The 21,324-nt window shown below is 60.5% G+C and carries 19 protein-coding genes; 5 read left to right on the forward strand and 14 right to left on the reverse strand.

The genetic code is table 11. The features are described 5' to 3' along the window. Positions 1–42: 42 nt before the first annotated feature. Positions 43–897 carry a 5'/3'-nucleotidase SurE gene (gene surE / locus ACYU81_RS14475; RefSeq protein WP_460988324.1) on the reverse strand — a complete coding sequence of 285 codons (855 nt, stop codon included), beginning with the start codon at positions 895–897 and terminating at the stop codon, positions 43–45. Positions 898–1,032: 135 nt separating this feature from the next. After that, positions 1,033–1,815, reverse strand: a complete 783-nt coding sequence (locus ACYU81_RS14480) for an AraC family transcriptional regulator (RefSeq protein WP_460988325.1) — start codon at positions 1,813–1,815, stop codon at positions 1,033–1,035. Between the two features lie 343 nt (positions 1,816–2,158). Here ACYU81_RS14480 and ACYU81_RS14485 point away from each other — a divergent pair, with 343 nt between their 5' ends. The 3 genes from ACYU81_RS14485 (at position 2,159) to ACYU81_RS14495 (ending at position 4,558) form a co-directional block, all read left to right on the forward strand. Beyond that, on the forward strand, positions 2,159–2,863 hold the full coding sequence (locus ACYU81_RS14485; RefSeq protein ID WP_460988326.1) for a TetR/AcrR family transcriptional regulator: 705 nt from the start codon (positions 2,159–2,161) through the stop codon (positions 2,861–2,863). 79 nt (positions 2,864–2,942) lie between these two features. Beyond that, positions 2,943–4,205 (forward strand): ethanolamine utilization protein EutH, encoded by a 1,263-nt coding sequence (locus tag ACYU81_RS14490; RefSeq protein WP_460988327.1) that lies wholly within the window; start codon positions 2,943–2,945, stop codon positions 4,203–4,205. Next, a complete protein-coding gene (locus ACYU81_RS14495) occupies positions 4,202–4,558 on the forward strand; it encodes a hypothetical protein (RefSeq protein ID WP_460988328.1) in 357 nt (118 codons plus the stop codon). The genes ACYU81_RS14490 and ACYU81_RS14495 overlap by 4 nt, the downstream gene beginning before the upstream one ends. Positions 4,559–4,606: 48 nt before the next feature. Here the strand turns inward: ACYU81_RS14495 and ACYU81_RS14500 are convergent, their stop codons facing one another. Genes ACYU81_RS14500 through ACYU81_RS14535 form a run of 8 tightly spaced genes read right to left on the reverse strand, consistent with a single transcriptional unit; the run spans position 4,607 to position 13,348 of the window. Next, positions 4,607–5,425, reverse strand: coding sequence for an SDR family NAD(P)-dependent oxidoreductase (locus ACYU81_RS14500; RefSeq protein WP_460988329.1), 819 nt, complete (start codon positions 5,423–5,425; stop codon positions 4,607–4,609). Further along, the gene (gene surE / locus ACYU81_RS14505; protein ID WP_460988330.1) at positions 5,418–6,290 is read right to left on the reverse strand and encodes a 5'/3'-nucleotidase SurE; all 873 of its coding nucleotides are present in this window, start codon (positions 6,288–6,290) and stop codon (positions 5,418–5,420) included. The genes ACYU81_RS14500 and surE (ACYU81_RS14505) overlap by 8 nt, the downstream gene beginning before the upstream one ends. Further along, positions 6,287–7,444, reverse strand: coding sequence for an NAD(P)/FAD-dependent oxidoreductase (locus ACYU81_RS14510; RefSeq protein ID WP_460988331.1), 1,158 nt, complete (start codon positions 7,442–7,444; stop codon positions 6,287–6,289). The genes surE (ACYU81_RS14505) and ACYU81_RS14510 overlap by 4 nt, the downstream gene beginning before the upstream one ends. Continuing rightward, positions 7,441–8,247 carry an SDR family NAD(P)-dependent oxidoreductase gene (locus ACYU81_RS14515; protein ID WP_460988332.1) on the reverse strand — a complete coding sequence of 269 codons (807 nt, stop codon included), beginning with the start codon at positions 8,245–8,247 and terminating at the stop codon, positions 7,441–7,443. The genes ACYU81_RS14510 and ACYU81_RS14515 overlap by 4 nt, the downstream gene beginning before the upstream one ends. Further along, on the reverse strand, positions 8,244–9,416 hold the full coding sequence (locus ACYU81_RS14520; RefSeq protein ID WP_460988334.1) for a saccharopine dehydrogenase family protein: 1,173 nt from the start codon (positions 9,414–9,416) through the stop codon (positions 8,244–8,246). The genes ACYU81_RS14515 and ACYU81_RS14520 overlap by 4 nt, the downstream gene beginning before the upstream one ends. Then, positions 9,406–10,929, reverse strand: coding sequence for a class I adenylate-forming enzyme family protein (locus ACYU81_RS14525; protein WP_460988335.1), 1,524 nt, complete (start codon positions 10,927–10,929; stop codon positions 9,406–9,408). The genes ACYU81_RS14520 and ACYU81_RS14525 overlap by 11 nt, the downstream gene beginning before the upstream one ends. Beyond that, positions 10,929–11,924: a phosphotransferase gene (locus ACYU81_RS14530; protein WP_460988336.1), complete on the reverse strand. Its 996-nt coding sequence runs from the start codon at positions 11,922–11,924 to the stop codon at positions 10,929–10,931. The genes ACYU81_RS14525 and ACYU81_RS14530 overlap by 1 nt, the downstream gene beginning before the upstream one ends. Then, positions 11,921–13,348: an aldehyde dehydrogenase family protein gene (locus ACYU81_RS14535; RefSeq protein ID WP_460988337.1), complete on the reverse strand. Its 1,428-nt coding sequence runs from the start codon at positions 13,346–13,348 to the stop codon at positions 11,921–11,923. Before ACYU81_RS14535 ends, ACYU81_RS14530 begins: the two co-directional genes overlap by 4 nt. A gap of 551 nt (positions 13,349–13,899) precedes the next feature. On the opposite strand from ACYU81_RS14535, the gene ACYU81_RS14540 reads away from it, so the two are divergent. Together ACYU81_RS14540 and ACYU81_RS14545 are read left to right on the forward strand one after the other, a co-directional pair. Beyond that, positions 13,900–16,110, forward strand: coding sequence for a TonB-dependent receptor (locus ACYU81_RS14540; protein WP_460988338.1), 2,211 nt, complete (start codon positions 13,900–13,902; stop codon positions 16,108–16,110). A 279-nt stretch (positions 16,111–16,389) separates the two neighbouring features. Further along, on the forward strand, positions 16,390–16,680 hold the full coding sequence (locus ACYU81_RS14545; protein WP_460988339.1) for a PilZ domain-containing protein: 291 nt from the start codon (positions 16,390–16,392) through the stop codon (positions 16,678–16,680). A 62-nt stretch (positions 16,681–16,742) separates the two neighbouring features. On the opposite strand, the gene ACYU81_RS14550 is transcribed toward ACYU81_RS14545, so the two are convergent. From ACYU81_RS14550 to ACYU81_RS14565, 4 genes are all read right to left on the reverse strand, one after another. Beyond that, on the reverse strand, positions 16,743–17,495 hold the full coding sequence (locus tag ACYU81_RS14550) for an SDR family NAD(P)-dependent oxidoreductase (protein WP_460988340.1): 753 nt from the start codon (positions 17,493–17,495) through the stop codon (positions 16,743–16,745). Between the two features lie 42 nt (positions 17,496–17,537). Continuing rightward, positions 17,538–18,806 carry an MFS transporter gene (locus tag ACYU81_RS14555; RefSeq protein WP_460988341.1) on the reverse strand — a complete coding sequence of 423 codons (1,269 nt, stop codon included), beginning with the start codon at positions 18,804–18,806 and terminating at the stop codon, positions 17,538–17,540. A gap of 142 nt (positions 18,807–18,948) precedes the next feature. Then, positions 18,949–19,734 carry an acetoacetate decarboxylase family protein gene (locus ACYU81_RS14560; protein WP_460988342.1) on the reverse strand — a complete coding sequence of 262 codons (786 nt, stop codon included), beginning with the start codon at positions 19,732–19,734 and terminating at the stop codon, positions 18,949–18,951. Positions 19,735–19,784: 50 nt separating this feature from the next. After that, complete coding sequence (locus tag ACYU81_RS14565) at positions 19,785–21,299, reverse strand: aldehyde dehydrogenase family protein (RefSeq protein ID WP_460988343.1); 1,515 nt, start codon at positions 21,297–21,299, stop codon at positions 19,785–19,787. Between the last annotated feature and the right edge of the window lie 25 nt (positions 21,300–21,324).

Below are 21,324 nucleotides of genomic sequence, written 5' to 3' on the forward strand. Positions count from 1 at the left end.
CATCCGCAACGGCATGTGCCGCCGCAAATCTCACTCATTCATCTATCCGCAGCAGCCCGCAGAACTTGTGCCGTCCGTAGCGCCCAGCCGGGGATCGACCTGCTGGATGATGGACCGCGTCCATGCGCGCAGCTTCACCGCCGATCGGCCAATCCCACGATCGAAGCTGAGTGGCGTCACCGAGACATGGCCTTTGTCCAGCGCCCATGCGTCCGACCCCGGCTCTTTCGCGAAACGGGGGAGCCCATTGGCGTAGGGCTGCACCAGCCAGCTACCGTCAGATTCAGCGTCCGCCCGTTGGCAATCCAGCGGTTCCCAGATGCATTCACTGAAGGAGGTCAGCTTGATATGCCTGTCTGCCAGATGAGCCGGTACATTTATGTTCAGAACGCTGCGATCGGGCGGCGGCGAGGCGGCCAACCAGGCGGCAAGCTCCGCACCGACCGCGCTCGCCCATGCGAAGTCGGGGGTACTCCTGCTCCCGCAGCATGAGTGAGTCCCATGCGCCTGTTGCGAGATGGCCATGGCCGGATATCCCAGCATCCCGCCTTCCAGGGCGGCCCCCAATGTCGAGCTATTGCTTGCATCCTCTCCGACATTGGCTTCCTCGCCTATTCCAACCACGACGGCGGACACCTTGCTTGCAAGGCCCGACAGGATCGCGATGCGCACGCAATCGGGCGCAGTGCCGTGCACGCGATACAGCGGGTGACGATCATCACCGCCCGACCTCTCCACCAACACTGGCTCGCGCTCCGAAATCGCTTTTGAAAGCCAGACCTGCGGGGCTGCGGGCGCCACGGTCAGCACGTTGAAGCCGGACAGTATCAACGCGCTGCGCAGGGCAGCGATGCCCGGTGCGTCGTAACCTTCCGCGTTGGTCAACAGGATGTTCATCGACGTATCGCTTCCGCTTTTGCAAAGCCGAGGAGCGCTCGGACAGATATAATAATTAACGTTTGTTTCTGTTGGCAGCAACTGTTCGTTTATGATGGGTGGCCACTCGCCAACCCCCGTTTCAATCCAACGGCGTCATCTCTCCGGCCTCACTGCGAAACCGCTCCGTTCGGTGACAAAGGCGGTCGGCGTTGTTCCTATCAAGCGTTTGAACATCGCGGTGAAAGCGCTGGGCGTTTCGTATCCCAGCGACAAGGCCGTGCTCAGGATGGGCTCTCCGGCGATGAGTTTGGGCAGTGCCGCGACGATCCGCGCTTGCTGCCGCCAGACGGAAAGAGGACAACCCAATTCATCGCGGGCCAGACGCGACAATGTTCTCGCCGAAGCACCCGATGACCGTGCAAGCTCCTCGATATCAGGGCCACCAGGGCTATCGAGAATCTGCTCGCACGCGCGGACAAGGCGAGGATCGGACGGCATCGCCAGCGTCACGGCGTCCGCCGGTAGATCGTTCAGTTCGTCCAACAACAGCGCGTGCAGGCGAAGAGTGCGCGCCGAATCCCAGCTGGGAACGGCCTGGTCGATCGCTCGCAATATGAGTTCACGCACGAGCGGTGTGACGACGAATCCTCCCGCCCTTTCGCCCAGACGGGGCGGCGTCCGATCCGACGCGATATAGAGCGTACGCAGCAGAACAGGCGTTCGCGCCCGGAATTCATGTACGGTCCCGGGCGGGATCCATACGGCGCGTTGTGGCGGAACAACCCACAGTTTGTGATCCGCCCTGATTTCCATGACACCTGAAACAGCGTGAACGAACTGGCCGTTTGGATGCGAATGCGCCGAGATGACGTCGCCTTCGACGAAGTTGCGGGCAAGCACATGGACGGCGCTGGTATGTCTACTAGTGTCAACCAAGTGAATGCTCCTCCAACCCGTTGGAAGTCTCACCATCCTTAGAGCGTGCGCCCTGAGGGTCCACGCTTCCGAAGGAAAATTTCGGGGCCACGTCTGAAACTGCGAAGTGGCCGTGTTCCGTCCTTATGGCACAATGACGTCTGGCGCGAAGCGGGTTGATGGCCAACTTATACGCCTAATCGGCCAAAAAGCACGCGAGTGCTCGCCAGGCAGATGTCGCGCATCAACGTGGTCCGCGATCCGAGAGAAATAGTTTCCATTTGAACGGCGCCGTCCGACAGGGCATATGCATTAATATGAAAGACCGTTTGCATTTATACATTCGCGACTGGGGCATCGAAGCGTGTCAGTGAAGGATAGTAACGTTAAACCGCTGCAAACGAACTCCGCAAAGGTCGGCGATGCTACGGCGGCTCCGATCGTCTCGGCGCACCGCGTCCGGCCGAAAAGGACCCGTCGCAAATCGGGAATGCGGGAAGAGTTGCTGAAGGCTGCGGTGGAGCTGTTCGGTTCTCGCGGCTATGAAGCGGTGTCGTTGCGGGACATCACGGCGGAGGTTGGGCTGAAGCCGCCCGCCTTCTATAACCACTTTAAATCGAAGGATGAATTGCTCGTTTCGGCGGTTCTTGCTGCCCTCGACATGTTCAACAGCGAAGTGGTGGACAATGACGAAGAGGACATGCTGCCGGTCGAACGGATGAACGCACTCATCCGCCGTCATGTGCTGTATCAGATTTCCAACGCCGCCTTCGCCAAGGCGAACGACCGGCTGATAGATTCGGCGATGCTGGAAAGGATCGGAAGTCCTGGCGCAAAGCAGGAAATACGTTCACATATGCGCCGCTACCTCGACATCCTCACCCAGATTGTACGGGACATTTTGGCCGGACGATCCGATAACGCGCTGGATCCACGCATTTGCGCGCTGGCCATAGGCACGATGTGCGACAATGTTTTAATGTGGTATCGCCCGGGCGGGTCGGACAGCCCGGAAAAGGTGGCTCGACGTATGTCGGAACTTGCCCGTAACATGCTAAAGGTTGACTGACCCGAAGACACTTGACGAGATCGCAGGGCGGGTTAATATGAATGAACATTCGTATTAATGACGGCGGGAAGACTCGAAAATGAGCGGGTTGGGTCAATATGTGATCGGCGTCGTGATGCTGTTCGCGATGTGGGGCGCGATCGCCGCCGTTCGGGACGATAGCACAGGCATGGGCTGGGAATTCATGGAGGGGATCCGCACGACTGGAGTCCTCTTCCTTCCAGTTGGTGCCGTTCTCGCAGCCGCCCCCGTCCTGTCCGCAGCCATCACCCATGCGATTGCCCCCCTCTTTTCCTTTGTTGGGGCAGACAGGGCGATGGCGGCAACGACCCTGATTTCCGTCGATATGGGTGGCTATCAGATGGCCGACGCCATGGCTGCCAGCCGTGAGAACTGGATTATTGCATCGTTCAACGGATTTCTGTTGGGGCCGCATGTCGTCTTCACCATCCCTGTCGCGCTGGCGATGCTGCCCAAGAAAGACCATCGTTATCTGGCCCTGGGCATGATGGCGGGCCTTATCACCATACCGATCGCGCTGTTCGTGGGATTAAGCGTCGTCGCAATGACCCACCCGTTCATCCGGCCCACGGTCGCGACCGGCGGCCCGGCGACATTCCGCCTCGCCATTACATTTGGCCAGATACTGCACGATCTTTTCCCACTGACCATCATCGTTGGCGCTATCGTGGCGGGTCTGCGGTTCATCCCGGACCTAATGGTGCGCGGGTTCATGGGCTTCGGTCGCCTTGCCGATGCCGCGATAAAGCTGATCTTTGGCGCTTGTATCGTCCAGTATTTCACGGGAGTTTTCGGCCATCTGTTCGGCGGATGGCCGTTCGACCCATTGCTGGCCGACCCGGCCAATTCCATAAGAGGGCTGGAGATCGCCGGATATATCGGCATCATGCTGGCTGGCGCCTTTCCGATGGTCTACGCGCTGCGCCGTTATTGCGGCAAAGCCATCGAGAAGCTCGGCAAGCTGACCGGCTTCAGCGCGGTCGGAAGCGGCGGGCTGATAGCGACCACCGCCAACCCGCTGACGCTATTCAGACTGATCCCGGAAATGGATGCGCGCAATAAGGTGATGACGATCGCCTATGCGGTGTGCGGTTCCTGGATATTGGGTGACTCCCTGGCCTTTATCGCGAATTTCCAGCCTTCGCTGATCGTCCCTTTGATGTTCGGCAAGTTGGTGGGGGCTATCTGCGGCATTCTGGTCGCGCGCTGGCTGTCGGTGCCACGCGCCTTGCGCTTCGAGGAGGAGGATAAGGCAGCGGCCGAGGCGGCTGCGGCACCGTCCAATACAAAGCTGCATGCCCTTGAAGGAGCCATGCTGTGACCGCCGACATCCGCCTGTTCCGCCTGCAGGATACACCCATGTCGGATTATGGTGATGGTCAGGGTTCGGCCAGCATCGCTCAATTGATCGGGCCTGATAGCAGCCAGACGATGGGCGCTTATTTCGCGACGTTCGATGGCCGATCGGTGCCATGGACCGTGCGATATGACGAGATGATCCTGTGCCTGTCGGGCACGTTCCGCCTGCGTACTGGGGACGAGGTCCACGAACTGGGACCTGGGGACATGCTGTGGATCGGGAACGGCACTGAATTGCGTTATGAAGGGGAGCAGGCGACCGTCTTTATCGCGATCGCCCCCGTTGATTGGCGCGACCGTCAGCCGCACGCCTGACACCATCCCGGCGATCAATATGCCGGGATGTTCGTCACATTCTTCCTTTCACGCCTCGTCGCCGAGGCCAGCCGTCCACTCCGGCTCAAAGGGTGTCGAGCGATCCTGACGCGTCCATGCCGGTTGTCCGTAGATGGACTGCCCGCCATCGACCGACAAGTTGGCGCCGGTGATGAAGCCCGCCTTGTCGGAACACAGGAATGCGACAGCCTCCGCAATGTCGTCGGTCAGGCCCAGGCGGCCGATCGGCGTTTTCTGCAAAAGGTCGCGGCGGACACCGGGCTTTTCGACCATCCATTTGGTCATGGCCGTTTCTATAACGCCCGGCAGGATGGCATTCGCCCGGATGCGGTGGATGCCCAGCTCCGCCGCCATGGTCTGGACCAGCATCAACAGGGCAGACTTGGTCGCGCAATAGGCGCCGATCTGATCGGCATGCCTAAGCCCCAGCGAGGATGAGATGACCGCGATCGACCCACCCCTGCGGCCCTCCGCGATCAGCCGGGCGGCTGCTTGGCAAATGTGAAAGGTGCCGCTCAGGTTGATCGCGACATGCCGGTCCCAGACGGTCGGCTCCATCTCCAGAAAGCCGGTGAACTTGGCGTATCCGGCATTGGCGACAGCGACGTCGAGGCGGCCAAAATGGTCGCGCACCTCATCCATCGCCTGATCGATCGCACCTCGGTCGGTCTGGTCGGCCGCCAGGACAAGGCAATCGTCCGGCATGTCCTGCCGCAGGGCCGCAGCCGTGGCTTCGTCGCGTTCAAACAAGGCGAGCGCATGGCCAGCATCCGCCAGCCGCTGGCTGATGGCCCGACCCAGTTCGCCCCCTGCCCCGGTTACCAAGGCGACCGGCCGTTCATCCACAGCAGCCGCTCCCGCACTCGCCGTCGCTGGCGCCTAGGCGCGGATCGATAATCTCCACCGACTGCCGGAGCCAACGGCGCAGGCGACCGGCCGCGCGGACATCGCCAAAATCGAAGCTGACCGGCGTGACCGAAACATGACCTGCCGCGACGGCGCTGGCGTCGGACCCCGGCCGCATCGTGAACACGGGATCGCGATCGACATTGGTGAGGAAGGTGTACCAGCCGTGGCCAGTGTCCGTTTCCACCGCCTCATAATGGCCCGGATCCCAGACGCGATGGTCGAGCGCTGTGATCTTGAGGCGGCGGTCCTTCAACATGCCAGGCGCATTGACATTGAGGATGCTGCGCGGCGGGGGCGGGCTGGCGATCATCCACGCCGCCAGTTCAGCGCCGACCTCACTGCACCAGCCATAGTCATAATCGGTGAGATCTACCAAGCGGAAGCGCCCATCACGCGCCTGCTGCGAAATCGACAACGCAGGCAGGCCCAGCAACGCACCTTCCGCCGCAGAACCGAAGGTGGACGAATAGGTGGCGTCGTCGCCCAGATTGGCGCCTTCATTGATGCCGGACACCACCAGGCGCACATCCTTGGCCAAGCCGGACAGAATCGCGGCGCGCACGCAATCGACGGGTGTGCCGTCGGCGCGGTAGATGGGATTGCGATCATCGCCGCCATCGCGGGTCATCACCACCGGCTTGCGGAAAGAGGCCGACCGGGACGTGCCGCTGCGTGGCCCGTCAGGCGCCACAGACAGCACGTTGAGCCCCGCATTGATCATCGCGTCCCGGATGGCAGCCATGCCGCCCGCCTGATACCCGTCATCGTTCGTCAACAGAACGTCCATGATAACCTCGCTCATCGAAAGCTGCTCAAACTGGGGCGGTCGGGCCGAAGCGCCTCTACGCCGGGCACGGTCGCAGGCTTGCCGGATAGCGCCCATTCCGCCGCACACATGCCCAGGACCGAGCCAGACGTAACGCCAACACCGCCAAGCCCGCCGACCACCAGCACGGAAGGATCGGCTTCGAACGGACCGACCTGAAAACGATCGTCCATGCTGATGGGATAGAGGCCGAACCAGCCGTTGGAAAAGCCGAAATCATCCATGCCCATCCGTTCGGTCAGAAGAGTTGCGACAGTGATCAGATGATCGTCGCCAGACGGCGGGCTGAAGCTGTCGGGGTCGACATCGAGTCCGTCGATAGCTTCATAGGTGTGAAGCCCGGCGATCAGGCTGTCGGGACCATCCTGCCTGAAATAAAGACCCTCGCCCTCCTGCCCCGGCATATAGAGATTGACCATCGGAACGGTATAGCCAAGGTCCCGTGGCAATCGGACCAGAAAGACTTCATGTACTTGCGGCTTGATCGGCACCGCATGACCCAGCAGCTTGCCGACATTCCCCGCCCATGCGCCAGCCGCATTTATAACGATGTCGGCTTCGACCACGCCCTTGCTGGTTTCCAACCGATGCACCCCGCCCGCCTTGGAATGAGAAAGCACATCGGTCTGAACACTGACACGCGCGCCCTTCTCCTTGGCCTCTTCAAGCAGTGTCGTGCACAGAAGATAGCCATCGAGATGCCCGTCGGTAGGCCCAAGCAGACCGCCCGCCAGATCATCCACCCGCATGTCGGGCACCAATTGCCTAAGGCCCTCCCGATCGATCAGCCTGGAATCCATGCCGCCCAGTTCGCGCTGCACCTTAACCGCGGCGGCCAGCCGGTCCATCTGTTCGTCCGTATAGGCCACGCGAACATTGCCGATCTTGGCGAGCGGCAGCCCGCGCTCTCGTTCCAACCGCAAGAACAGTTCCTTCGCGCGGATGCGAATCTCGATGTCGAGCGGATTGAGCGTTTGATAATTATAGACGCCAGCGGAACGACCGGACGACCCGCTGGCGGGCGCCTCCCGCTCCAGGACGATGACGTCCGCGCCAAGTTCCGCGGCACGAAGGGCGGCGCCGCAACCGGCGGTGCCAGCGCCGATGATGGCGATTCGGGGACGGGTCACTGCTTATCCTCATCATTGGGAAGCGAACGGTGGACATGGATGTCCGCGAGGGTGCCGCCATCGACCACCAGGTCGGTGCCGGTTATGCCCGATGCGGCATCGCTGGCGAGGAAGGCGACCGCGCCTGCAACCTCATCGACGGTGACCATGCGCTTCATGGGTACGCGTCTGAAATCATGCAGCATGTGTTGCAGCATCGCGGGCCGAAGCGCTTCTTCCACCATCTTGGTGTGCACCCAGCCGGGACTGACGGAATTGACGCGAATGCCATATTCGGCCAGCTCGATCGCCGCGCTCATGGTCATGCCGCGCAGTCCGAACTTCGCGGCAACATAGCTGGCGAAGGGGCCATCCGCCGCATGCGCTTCGATCGACCCAATGTTGATGATGGCGCCGCCACCCCCCTGGCTGCGCATCTCCCGCGCTACCCTTTGGGTCATGAAGAAGACGCCGTTAAGGTTGACGTCGATCACCCGCCGCCATGCCGCCTCTTCGATGTCGAGGAACGCCGCTTCGTCGGCAACTCCCGCATTGTTGACCAGAATGTCCAGCCGCCCATGGGTTTCCAACGCGCCGGAAACGACATTTTCGACGTCGCTGGTCAACGAGACATCGCCCGGTTGCACGCTGGCGCTGCCGCCCATGCTCTCGATCGTCTTCGCGGTAGCCTGAAGATCAACGGGGTTGCGCCCGCTCAAGACGACCGCCGCTCCACGTTTTGCCAAGGTGAGGGCGATACCTTCGCCCAGTCCCCGGCCTCCGCCCGTGACCAGCGCGACCCTGCCTGCCAGATCCTCGCTCATGCAGCCTCCGATGTTCCAGCCATCAGGTCGCGAATACGCAGCCTTTCACCCTGGCATCCGTTTTCAAGACGATAGACGCCCAGCCCGCCGCCGCCCAGACTGACGCGCCGAAGAGTGGAGAAGAACTTTTCGGGCGACAGTGCTTCGGGCGCGAACACGCCGCCGCGCGGCGTATCACCTTCCGCCAGCATCAGCACCCCTGCGGCGGCTGGAACGCCAGTGGCTTCTTCCATGCTGGTGTCCGCGCCCGAAGCGTAGCGAAGCCCGTTGCCGTTGGTATGGACGTCGATCTGCAACCCGCTTCCGATCCGTTCCCCACCTTCGAAGCGGGCGAGGAATTGCTGGAACGCCTTGACCAGCATGTCGGTGCGTTCACCCGAGCTGCCGGGCTGCTGCTCATCCGCGACGGCGGCAAGGGCCGCTGCCACCGCATGCGCGTCGATCGGGGCGATCGCTCCATAGTTGACCGCTCGTTTGACGGGCAGGAAGCGGGGGACGGTAAGCGGTTCGGGATGGGCCAGCTTTACCACCGTCTGTCGGCCGACCGTTCCGGGGAAATCGACGACGCGCGAATGCATCTCGCCGGGAAGCGGAACGGGATGAACCGTCCCGTCGAAGTCGACAAGGTTGAAGCAATGCCAGAAATGCTTGGTCGCCGCCTCGGTCATGTCCTTGGCATCGACCACCCAGGCAATCTCGACATCGTCCGCGCCATTCAGATGATCGACCGCTAGACGGATGAGGATGTTCGACACGCCGGGCGTCGAACCCAGCCCGATGATCGCCGTAACGCCCGCCGCCTTGGCGGCTTCGTCGCGCGACAGGATCGGAACCGTGATGTCAGCGTCATCGCAGATATCGAGATAATCGGTTCCGGCCGCGATCGCTGCGTCCAGTACGGTAAAGCCCGTGCGGTAATAGGGGCCTGCCAGGTTTGCGACGATCGCCGTCGAACGCATCAGCGCGTCCAGCGTACCCGCGTCGGCCAGCGGGTCCTGTTCTCTCGTCTGCATGCCGAGCGCCTGCGTTGCAGCCAGCGTTTCGGACCGCCAGGCGCGATCGAGCGCGAGCCAGCGCGTGACATCGGTGCCCCGCGCGGCCGCCGCAAGCATGGCTTGCGCCTGGCGGCCGCCAGCCCCGATCACCACGACATCGAATTCACGTTTCATCAGTCTCTCCCGAATTTGGGCCTTGATCTTTCAGCATCGCGATGGCGGCATCGCGCACATTCCGGCGGTCCACTTTCCCGGACGCAATGCGCGGGAAGGGATCAAAAACCATGAAGTGGACCGGCATCGCATAGGCGGGCAGCCGCGCGGCTAGGAACGTACGCGCGCTATTTTCGTCGAACGTCCGGCCCGGCCGGATTTCAAGCGCCGCGACGGGTACTTCCTGCAACACCGGATCGGGGATGCCGATCACCACGCAATAGCCAATCTCTGGCAATTCCGCGAGCAGGCACTCCAGATGGGACGGCAATATCTTCTCGCCGCCACGGTTGATGACGTCGTCCCGCCGCCCGTCCAGAAATAGGCGGCCAGCATCATCGAACCGGCCAAGGTCGCCTGTCCGCAACCATTTGCCCGACAATTTTTCAGCATTAGCCTCGGGCCGCCGCCAATATTCCGTCATGCGAGTGGGCCCCGCGACCCAGACTTCGCCAGACTCCCCTTGCGCGACATCCCGCCCGTCTTCGCCTACCACCCGCAATTCTGCGAAGGGGGCGGCATAGCCGACGGATTCGCCAAAGTCGGTGATCATCGCGGGCGGCAGGAAGCTGCACGCGCAACCAAATTCCGTCAGCCCATAGCCATGGACAAGCTCAAGATGGGGCCAGCGTTCCAGCATCTCCCGCGACCAGGCAGAGGGCATTGGCGATCCGCCGAACAAGACGGTTCGGGCCGGGCCGAACACCGAGTCAGCATCGTCCAATATCATCAGCATGCGCAGAACGCTGGGCACGGCGGTGACAAAAGTCGCGGGCGCGGCCTTGAAGGCGGCGATCGCTTCCTTGCGGTGGAATTCCTCCACCAGCATCGTCTCGCCACCCGCTAGCAACATCTGGCCAAACTGGTCGATGAAGCCGGTATTGTGAAACATGGGGGCGATCACGACGGTGCTGTCGGCGCTGGTCGCGCGGAAGAATAGGCGAAAGACTTCCGATGCCATGCACAAGGCTCGGGTGCTGAGCAGCGCGCCCTTGGGCTCACCGGTCGTTCCGGAACTGAAGCTGATCAGCGCGGGCGCGTCCCCTGTCACGAAGTCGGGCAGATTCTCCTGCGCCGACATGGCCGTGGCCATTTCCAGCGGGAGCGTCAATATCGACGCCTGGGAAAGAAGCGATGCGTGGCGCTTGTCCGCAATCGCCACGCGCGCCTCAAGCAAGCTGACCAGGTCGGCCATCTGCAACGCACTGATGCGATTGTTCGCGGGCACGGCGATGGCGCCAAGGCGCATGACGGCGAGATAGGCGACGACCCATTCGATGATGTTGAGGCCGACGATGATCACCCGGTCCCCGCTCTGCACGCCGGTTGAGCGAAGGAAGCGCGCATAATCTTCCGCCTTGGCGGCGAGATCATGATATTCGACCGATCTTTCACCCTGACGCAGGGCGATACGTTCCGGCGTTTCATCCGCCCAGTGGCGAAGCGCATGCCAAATTGTTTCGAAAGGCGGCATCAGAAACGCGCCCCTTCCCGCACATGGGCCGCAGCTTTCAGCATCTCGGCAAAACTCCCCTTCTCCCAAGCCTTGCGCGCTTCGGTCAGGTTGGAACTTGCATAGCCCTGATAGGTCCAGCCATCGAGCGGCGTCGTATGGGCAGACAGGATCGGTTCGGCCATGGCCGCCCAGGCCGCCTCCCGGACCCCCGCGACCGCGCGCATCAGCCCAACACGGGCGCGCTGACTATCATCGAGCTGGGGATCGTACAGGCGCAGAAATATTTCCGTCTCTTCGTCCGTAAGGGTGGCCTGACAGGCGAAGCTCGCCATTTCGAATGCGACCCAGCCCATCCCGGCATAATCCCAGTCGATAAGGCGCAGCCGGTCGCCGACGATGAAATTCTGCGGCACGAGGTCGCTGTGACAAAATGCCCGCGGGGCATCGATACTGGCAAAAAGCTGCGCGATCTGCCTGACACGATCATACATGTCCGGAAACTCGGCGGGTCGCACCGCGCCTTCCGCATCGCCCAGCTTCACGAAATGCGCCGCGTCCTCAAAGGGCGAAAAAGCGCGCCCGGTGGTCGGCTGCGCATGGAGGCTGCGCAGCGTTTCCACGACATCGCCCAGCAGCCCCTCTTCCCGCATGCGCGTTGGCGTCATCACGCCGCCGTCCAGAAACGGGCACAGGAAATGCCCCTCCGGCAATATCGATGCCAGAATATTGGGCGCAAGGTCCGCTCGCGCCGCATCGCTCTGCGCCTGGATGGATGCAGCGCGGTCAACGCCCCAACGCTCCGGTTCGGGTGCGCAGACGCGCAGTGCGAGCGCGTGGCGTGATCCTTCCAGCTTCAGATTGACGTTGCTGCCACCCCCGCTCATCGCGCTGACCTGATAATCGTCGGCAAGATCAGGGAGCGTCCACTGGGACAGGATGCCAGTCACCTGCTCCTGCAGCGCCGGACCAATTCCCGGCGCGAAGCCAAGCTTCATGCCAGACGCGACCGTCACAGCTGATATCCATGGCTGATGGCGACATGCTTGAGCGCCGTATGCTCCTCGATCGCATGGATCGACATGTCGCGGCCGATGCCCGACAGCTTGAAACCGCCGAAGGGCATTTCCGCCGCAGTCGGGCCATGATCGTTGATCCAGACCGTCCCGGCTTCGATCAACGCGGCGCATTTGACGGCACGGTTGATGTCCCGCGTCCAGATCGACGCCGCCAGGCCGTAGGCAACGTCATTGGCCTTTGCGATCGCGTCATCTTCGTCATCGAAGGTGCTGACGACCAGTACGGGGCCAAACAATTCCTCCTGGACGATGGCGGAACGCTGGTCGGCCCCTGTGACGATCGTGGGCGTGTAGAAGGCGCCGCTACCCTCGCCGCCGGTGACGATCCGGGCGCCCTCGCCCACCGCCCTTTCCACCTGCCGCGCGATGCTGTCACGATGGCGCTGGGACACCACCGGCCCCATCTGGACCGCCGGGTCGAGGAAGCCGTTGCCGACGGTCAGTCCTTCCGCCATCTGCACGAGCCGTTCGGTCACTTCGCCGAATAGCGCCTTCGACACATAGACGCGGGTTGCCGCCGTGCAGTCCTGACCGGAGTTGCGAAACGCAGCGCCCCGCATCGTCGCCACGAACTTGTCGAGATCGGCATCGTCGAACAGCAGCACGGGCGCCTTGCCGCCCAGTTCCAGATGGACCTTCTTCACCATGTCGGCGGCGTCGCGCATGATGGTCTTGCCAGTGCTGGTGCCGCCGGTCAGCGAAACCATGGCAACGTCGGGATGCCGCACCAGCGCCTTGCCGACACTGTCGCCACCACCCGTCACGACATTCAGGACGCCAGCCGGGAATATCTCCGCAGCGATGCGGCCGAGCAGAAGGGATGTCAGCGGCGTTTCGTTCGTCGGCTTGAGAACCACGGTATTGCCCGCCATCAGTGCCGGGCCAATCTTCCAACTCGTCAGCCCCATGGGATAATTCCAGGGCGCGATCGCGGCAACGATGCCCAGGGGTTCGCGCCGCACCAGGCTCGTGATGCCCGGCTTATATTCATCGCATACAGGCGCGGTCAGCGCCCTGCCCGCACCCGCGAAGAACCGATACTTATCGGCTGCGGAGAACATTTCCGCCCGCGCGTCGGCCAAAGGCTTGCCCACGTCGCGCGCTTCCAGTTCCGCGAACTGATCGGCATTCGCTTCAAGCGCGTCGGCCAGGCGCAACAGCATCGCCGCGCGATCCTTCGGCGTGGTGGCCGCCCATGATCGACGCGCATCCTTGGCCGCGCCTACAGCCGCATCCACCCCGGCTTCGCCGACATCGACCATTTCGGCGATCTGATCCCCGGTCGCAGGCTCAATAACCGCTTCCACCTTGCCTTCACGCCATTCGCGGTTCGCGATCGTGGGAAAGAAATCCAATGACATCGCTCCAGTCCTCTCGAGTCAGTTACAGGCGATCTTGCCGGGCCATCCCGAACAGCGCCATGGGCCGTCTGCCTTGATGAAATTCCGAGACGCTTCGCTCGCGTCGATCAATCCCAATTCTCGGGGGTTCGCCAGAAACCTCGGCCTGCGCGCGGCTGCGGCATCAAAGCTTCTGCGCATCCTCACCAAACGATCCCCTACCCAGTTCCGATACAAGCTCCACTCCATGGAGCGGCAACCTAAAATTCGCGAGTTAATACGAATATGCATTCATGCTAATCGGATTCGAGGCGAATTGTCAATCGGTGGATTTGGCCCAGAGATCACTTCGGATTTGCCTAATATACGCCTCATTCGCACAGAATCCAATGCGGTAACATCGCATATTGACAGATTGGGTTTTAGATACGAACATACGTTCACAATAAGAGATGCAGGAGTCGAACCTGCGCTTGTTGATATCTGCTCGATCAACAAAGGGAGCGAAGGGTATGTCAAAGTTGAAAAACCGATTGTGCAGGCATGGCAGCTCCAGTCTGGGAGCGCTTGCCATGGTAATGGCCTTCCCAGCCGTGGCGCTGGCACAGCAAACCGAAGAACCGGCGGCAGCACCTGCTCCCGCTCAGGGCATCCAGGAAATCGTAGTCACCGCGCAGCGTCGCGAGGAAAATCTTCAAAAGGTGCCGGTGTCGGTCACCGCATTGTCGGGATCGGATCTGCAAGCCAGGGCGATCGTGGACAGCACGGACATCGTCAAGCTTGTTCCCGCTCTCAAATATAATGCCTATAGTCCTTCCACGACCGTCTATAATCTTCGTGGCGTATCGCAGAACGACTATTCCGATCAGCTGGAACCACCTGTCGCAGTATATCAGGACGACTCCTATCTAAGTTCCATGGCGACAGCGGGCTTCCCCCTGTTCGATATTGAACGCGTAGAAGTCCTGCGCGGCCCTCAAGGGACGCTTTTCGGCCGCAACGCAACCGGTGGCGCCATCCAGTATATCTCGCGCAAGCCCACCAACGATTTTTCCCTCAATGCTTCAGCCACATGGTTCAGCGACGGCGGCTACGCGACGGAGATAGGCGCTGGCGGCGCTGTTTCGGACACGCTTGCGGCCCGTTTCGCCATTGCGCGAGTGCAGAGAGATGGCTTCGTCAAAAGCAACAATCCGGCGATCGGCGACAGCGGCGAAACCGATCAGTTTGCGGGCCGTGTCCAGCTTCTCTGGAAACCCACGCCCAGCCTGAAAATACTGCTGCGCGCCATGCGATCGCGCGATGACAATTCAATCGCGGGCGGCACCTACACCTACACGCCCGCCGTCCCCGCCGATCATGGCCGCGGCGTGACACAGTCGCCTACCGATGATTTCTGGGGCACCGGCCCCGGCGTCGATCCGAACGGCTATGTGAAGCCGGCAAACTACGGCCTGTATGAAAACAACAACAATATCCCGTCCGTCTTTAGCCGAACGATCCAGGCCTATACCGGCCGGATCGACTGGTCCGTTGGAGACGTGACGATTATCTCGATCACCGATTATCAGCGGATGCGAAAATTCTATCAGGAGGATTGCGACGGCACGCCACTCAACGGCTGTGTATTCGCCCCACGGACCAATCTTCACCAGTTTTCGCAGGAAATACGCGCCGAAGGTGACACCGGAAAACTCCGTTGGGTCGCGGGCGTCAACTACATCGACATTGACGGGCATTACCAGTCACATGCCGAATATAATCTGATCGGGCTAGATTATTTTTCGACCGGCAATTCCGACTATTCGATCCGTACCAAATCGCCGTCGATATTCGCGCAAGGTACATATGCGCTGACCGAAAAGCTGAAGTTGACGGCCGGTGCACGCTATACCCGCGACAAGAAGACCGACGACTACCGTCTCGACTTCACATCGACCAGTGGTGGCGTGACCGACAATCAGATCATCGAGTTCAACCCGACGCTCAATCCCGATGAGGCACGCAAGCGCTACAATCTCTATTCGGGCAAGTTGCAGCTGGATTATTCGCCAACGGATGACATCTTGCTGTTCGCAGGTGTTACGCGCGGCACGAAGTCAGGGAATTTTTCGGCACCGGTTTCCGCGCCGGTAGTGGTGTCGCGCCTACCGCATGGGCCGGAAGTGCTGTGGTCCTATGAAACCGGCTTAAAGTCCAAATTCCTGGACAATCGCCTGCGGATCAACGCTTCCGCCTTCTATTATGACTATCATAACTACCAGGCCTTTTCGCTGATCGACCTCGTTCAGACGATCAGCAACCATGACGCCTGGGTTTATGGCGGCGAACTGGAGATAACGGCGGTGCCGGTCGAGGGCCTCAACATTTCGGGCGGCCTTTCCTATCTCAAGAGCAAGGTCAAGGGTATCGGCCTGCCCGACGGCACAACCACCGACAGCCGCTTGCCCCAGGCGCCCCGCTTGTCCGGCAATGCCAGCATCAGCTACACTCTGCCGGTGGGCAGCGGAGACCTGACCGCCCGCCTGGATGGCACATTCACCAGCGGCTTCTGCTTCAGCGTCGTGTGCGCCCCGGTGGAGCGCGAAAAGGCGTATCAGACGCTGGATGCGAGCCTGAGCTACAAGTTCGATCCTTTCACGCTGACCGCGTTTGCGAAGAACGTGACGGCGGAGAAATACCGCACCTACGCGCTTGATGTTTCGAGCCTGGGCTTCCTGGAAAGCATCTATACGCGTCCTCGCTACTATGGCGTGACGTTGTCGGTGAATTACGGGAGGTAAGAGAAAGGGGGATAGCTGTTAAGGCTATCCCCCTTCTTCGTTCGAACGGCACTGCCAGAGCAAATGCACCGCTCGTTATGATAGCGCTGGTAAGCAGGTTCATGCCCTGCCCCCGTAAGCCCGCTAGCCCTTTCCGCTACTTCAACTCTTCGCCTGAAATCATCCGGCCTGTGTGGTGATATGGGCGCTCCGAAGTGCGCGCTTACCATGATTGGAAAGCGCGTGTTCATTCTTGCCGATCAGTGTCGCCTTGAGCCGGGGGGAAACCGGAGAAAAAACATGAGGATCGCACTGAGGCAATGCGAAGAACGCGTTGAACTGCGTCACGAGGCGAACATCCCCGCCACACTGTTCCATGATGGTGTCGGCGTGCCGGCAACAATCAAGAACATATCAAGCTACGGCGCGATGCTGTCGGTTCAGTACGCTCCACCGCTTGGATCGCAGGTCTCGATCATCACAGACCGGCGCGAACTCCTGGCAACCATCATATGGGCGCGCGATGATAAATGCGGTGTGCTACTCAACTACTCTGTCGACCCAGCCGATTGGCTGGTCTCCGATAGGTAAAAACACCTTATCTCGGTGCCACCAATCCGGCAGCAGACCATATCTAGCGATCGACCCAGTGATCACACTGGCGCGAAAGGCCCGGCAGAGCCTCCGCCGTCGATCGGGATGAGAGCCCCATTGATGTATCCGCCAAGTTCTGACGATACGAAATCGACAAGATTGGCGACGTCATTCACCTTCGCGAAACGGGCCAACGGCACCGCCTTTTCTGCATCATCGAACGGCCAACCAATTTCCGCCAGCAACTGATCGAGCATCGGCGTTTCAACATAACCGGGGCAAATGGCGTTGCAGCGAACGCCCTTCGGGCCGTGGTCCAGGGCCATGCTCTTTACAAGTCCTGCGACGGCATGCTTCGACGCGCAATAGGCGGCATAGCCCTGGAAGCCATTCAGGCCAGCGTCCGACGCGATGGCGGTGAAAGTCCCACCCCCATTCTCTAGGAACGGGATGATTGCTTTCGCGAAGAGGAACACGCCTGTAAGATTGACATCGATCATCTTCCGAAACAGCTCGGCCGACGTATCTACAACCGTGCCCGTCGCAGCGATGCCCGCACAGGCGACCGCAGTCGAGGGCCGTCCGAAATCCTTCGCGACGCTTTGGATGAAACCGGCAAGTTGATTTTCGTCAGTCACATCAACAGTCGCGGCTATGCCCTGTCCGCCAGCGCGTTCGATCTGCTCAAGCGTCTCCCTGACTCCATCGGCATTTCGGTCGGCCAGAGCAATAAAGCTCCCGCGTGCGGCGAGCTTCATGGCGACGCCAGCGCCGATGCCTGAGCCTGCCCCGGTGACTACTGAAATTTCCATCGAGGCCCTTCCTTTTACTCGTGGGAGGTCAAGAATCCCGCGCTACACAGCTGACTGGACAGGCGTACCATGATCCGCGCCCTGACTGGATCGAACAACATCGCGCCCGAACAGAACTGCGATAAAATTGAATATCAGAAGAGACGCGGCGGCCGAAACAAAGCCAAGCGTGTAAAGACCCGTTTGATCGCGAACATATCCCAGGACGAGGGGGTAGATAACGCCCCCGAATATCAATCCGGTGCCCATGATACAGCCCGTCGCCATTCCGGCCATTTCCAGCCCGACGGCATCAGCCGCAAGACAATAAGCCAGCGGTAACCCGCCATAGGCGAACAATCCGCCCAGCGGCAGCGTCATCGCCAACAAATCATATCGATGCTGATCGACCGCCATCGCCGCGCCCATGAAGGAGAAGACCATCCCTATACCGGAAATCAGCATCAGCGGTTTCCGATACCCAAGGCGATCTGACAGCAGGCCAAAGGTCACGGCCGAAACGACGCCGGCAAACGGATAGAGCGCACCGGCAAACCCGGCAGCGGCTTCGGACCAATGGCCTTCCTCGATCAGAAGCGTGGGAACCCAATAGACAGCGATCGAATATGTGCCCCACACTCCGGTGAGAAAGAGCGCGGCCACTCGCACATTGGTTTGGCGCAGCACGGAGAGATATTGAGCAAGCTGAGAAGGTTTGTCCACCCGCGCCGAAGGATCGGCCCGCGCGGTGGACTCCGGCTCGCGCAGAAGCAGCCAGACCAGACCAGCGATAATCAGAAGCGCCGCCGCTCCCCACAGCGATCCGATGCGCCAGCCCCAGGTTTCGAGGACGTGCGAATAGGCATATCCGGCAAACACTGTGCCAATACCATCGGTGGAAAGCATGATGCCCATGAAGACGCCAAGCCTCTTGGAATGCTCCGCCCAATGCATGGCGATGGTATAAGGTCCGACAAAAAGCAGCGGAATGGCGGCACCCTGAAGAATGCGCACGGCAAACATCATTTGATAGGTTGAGGCGAATGAGAATAAACACTGCCCGAGAGCGGACAAGACAAGTCCTGCGACGCAGACATTCTTGGCCCCCCAACGGTTGAAAAGCCCTCCGGCCGAATAAACGACGATGCCGCCCGACAGGGCCGTCCCCGATGCCAGGGCGCCGGCCATGGTATAGTCCATGGAAAGATCGCTCATCATTGTCGCGATCTGGGTCGAATAGCCCACATAGGGAAGAAAGATAATGACCGTCGCTACGAAGCAGAGGGCCAGAGCCACCCATGCGCGGAAGTCTGGCTGCTTTTTCTCTGTCACCTGATCACTCCGTTCGACGTCCGTCAGCGCGGGGAGCCTAGAGCGGGCTGCATCAAATCAGACGCAGCCCGCCATGCCAATTTTGTCTCGGCCCGCGCAAAACCGGCGGCCACTTTTGCGCGAGTCCAAGGTGCCTTCATTCTTACCTCGTGAAGCGGCGAGCCTTGTTGAACAACCGGAAATCGTCATATTTCTGGCCGTAGATATACGGACGATAGTCATGACCGTCATCCAGTTCTTCCCAGAAAGGTATGGTCCAGCAGGAGGCGCCTTCTCCATAGGAAACGCCGCCCACTTCGACCACTGGTATGGTGTCGAGCGGATCGACCGCGGTGCCGGCGAGCTTGAGCGTGCCCGTGCCCTGCCGCGTGACACGGAAGTCCTCCGCGGTATCAAGGCAGCTCAACACCACCTTGTTCTGGAAGCCCTTGCCGGTCGTGTGCGGCTGCGCCTTCAGCTCGAAATCCTTGACGTTGTTTTGCGCCGGGCCGAGGTCAGGACCGAGTTCGGCCTGAATTTCTATCAGGCGCACACTGTTGCGTTCAGCATAAGCGTAGACTTCATGACCATCGACATACAGGCGGGCATTACCAGTCTTCTTGCCTTCGCCCCACATCTCACGTCCGATGGTGACGGGCATGTCGCCACTGACGAACAAGGTCAGCATGGTGGTGCCAGCTTCACCCTTATATTTGCACGACAGATAAATGATGCCGCAGTCGAATTCACCGCAAAGCGCCGACTGCCAGTGCGAAACGTTGGCGTAGGCGATCGGCTCGTCGGGAAGGTCGAAGCAGGGCGGGAGGACCTTGCGCAGAAATTCCTGCGTGGTCTTGAACTCAATCGTCAGGGATTCGGTTGTAAACTGCCCTTTCGACAGCAAACCCTCAATTTCTGCGACTTCCTGGTCTGTTTTGACGAAGCTCATTGACTAGCCTTTCTGTAATTTCTTTCATGAATTTAAAATAAAACTGGATTTCACTTCTCGCCGCCAAACGCTTCCGCATCTGCATAGGGGAACCACCAGAAATCATGAGACGAGCAGCTCGGATCGATCATCACCATCTTCGAATGCCGGAACTGGTCCAGGCCCTCCGCGCCTAGCTGACTACCCATGCCGGAGATCTTGCGGCCACCGAAAGGCGCGGCGTTATTGTCCATCAGCGGGGCATTGATCCAGGTCATGCCGCTTTCAAGCTCTTCGATGGCGCGGTGCGTTTCACCAAGGTCCGTGGTGTAGACCGTCGATCCCAGGCCATAGTCCGACCGATTGGCGAGCGTGAGAGCTTCATCGAAATCAGCGACGCGGCAGATGGACATCACCGGGCCAAAGCTTTCGACATTCAGGATTTCCGCGTCCGGTTGGACGTCCGTCAAGACCGTGGGTTCGACGAAGTAGCCAGCGTTGAGGTGAGACGGGCGGGCGCCGCCGGTCGCCACTCGGGCTCCCGCCTCGATCGCGCGTGAGACCAGTCCTTCGTAGCGGCTCCGTTCGCGCTCCGACACCATCGGACCCATATCGACCTTGTCCAGACCGTTGCCGATACGAATCTTCCGCGTCAGTCCGACCACCTTGTCGATGAAGGCATCGTGGATGTCCTGATGGATATAAAAGCGCTCACCCGACGTGCAGACCTGACCCGCATTGAGATTGGCGGCAAAGACGGCGGCGCGCGCGGCAATGTCGAGATTAGCCGACGGCATGACGATGAACGGGTCGTTGCCCGAAGTCTCGATCAGAGCCTTTTTGAAATTTTCCGCACATCCCTTCGCAACGGCCCGGCCCGCGCCCACGCTACCAGTGAAGGCGATGCCATGAATGTCCTTGTGCGCCACCATCGCGGTGCCGACACGAACGCCGCCCGTGATCATACCGATCAGGCCAGCCGGGAGGTGCGGCATCATCGCCTTGAGGAACAGAATTGACGAGACCGACGTGTGATCGGACGGCTTCAGGATCACGGCGTTCCCGGCACCCAGCGCCGCCGCTGCTTCCCAGGAATAGAGGCAGTAGGGGAAATTGAACGCCATGATGATGCCAACGACGCCGAGCGGATGCTTGGTGACCAGGTTCATATGGCCGCCCACGACCGGCCCGACGACCCGGCCATGATCATGGCGGGACACTTCTGCATAATAGCGGAACGCCCATACGGACCATGTGACCTCGTCGAAGGCTTCCTTGTACGGCTTGCCCATTTCGCGGGTCATCGATTCAGCCAGCAACGGCCGGTTGTCCTCAATCGCCTGCGCGACCTTATGAAGCGCTTCGGTACGTTCCAGCGCCGAAAGCTTGAGCCATGCGCGTTGCGCCTGCTTCGCGCTCGCGACCGCCTGATCGAGTTCAGCGTCAGTCGCGTCCGATACGCTCGCAACCACCTGTTCCGTGGCGGGATCAATTACATCAAGCGCGGTCGTCGAAGCACTTCGCCGCAGTTCTCCGTTCACCAGAATATGGTTGCTATAGTCGGCAAATGGCTTGAACCCGGACATCAAAATGCTCCCAGAAAGACTATGG

The organism is Sphingobium sp. TomTYG75, assembly GCF_054771635.1.

What these genes read in the sequence shown, in the direction of transcription:
- surE (WP_460988324.1), bottom strand. Translation starts at nt 897, where the DNA reads ATGAACATCCTGTTGACCAACGCGGAAGGTTACGACGCACCGGGCATC.
- ACYU81_RS14490 (WP_460988327.1), top strand. Translation starts at nt 2,943, where the DNA reads ATGAGCGGGTTGGGTCAATATGTGATCGGCGTCGTGATGCTGTTCGCG.
- surE (WP_460988330.1), bottom strand. Translation starts at nt 6,290, where the DNA reads ATGAGCGAGGTTATCATGGACGTTCTGTTGACGAACGATGACGGGTAT.
- ACYU81_RS14515 (WP_460988332.1), bottom strand. Translation starts at nt 8,247, where the DNA reads ATGAGCGAGGATCTGGCAGGCAGGGTCGCGCTGGTCACGGGCGGAGGC.
- ACYU81_RS14520 (WP_460988334.1), bottom strand. Translation starts at nt 9,416, where the DNA reads ATGAAACGTGAATTCGATGTCGTGGTGATCGGGGCTGGCGGCCGCCAG.
- ACYU81_RS14525 (WP_460988335.1), bottom strand. Translation starts at nt 10,929, where the DNA reads ATGCCGCCTTTCGAAACAATTTGGCATGCGCTTCGCCACTGGGCGGAT.
- ACYU81_RS14535 (WP_460988337.1), bottom strand. Translation starts at nt 13,348, where the DNA reads ATGTCATTGGATTTCTTTCCCACGATCGCGAACCGCGAATGGCGTGAA.
- ACYU81_RS14540 (WP_460988338.1), top strand. Translation starts at nt 13,900, where the DNA reads ATGGTAATGGCCTTCCCAGCCGTGGCGCTGGCACAGCAAACCGAAGAA.
- ACYU81_RS14545 (WP_460988339.1), top strand. Translation starts at nt 16,390, where the DNA reads ATGAGGATCGCACTGAGGCAATGCGAAGAACGCGTTGAACTGCGTCAC.
- ACYU81_RS14550 (WP_460988340.1), bottom strand. Translation starts at nt 17,495, where the DNA reads ATGGAAATTTCAGTAGTCACCGGGGCAGGCTCAGGCATCGGCGCTGGC.
- ACYU81_RS14560 (WP_460988342.1), bottom strand. Translation starts at nt 19,734, where the DNA reads ATGAGCTTCGTCAAAACAGACCAGGAAGTCGCAGAAATTGAGGGTTTG.
- ACYU81_RS14565 (WP_460988343.1), bottom strand. Translation starts at nt 21,299, where the DNA reads ATGTCCGGGTTCAAGCCATTTGCCGACTATAGCAACCATATTCTGGTG.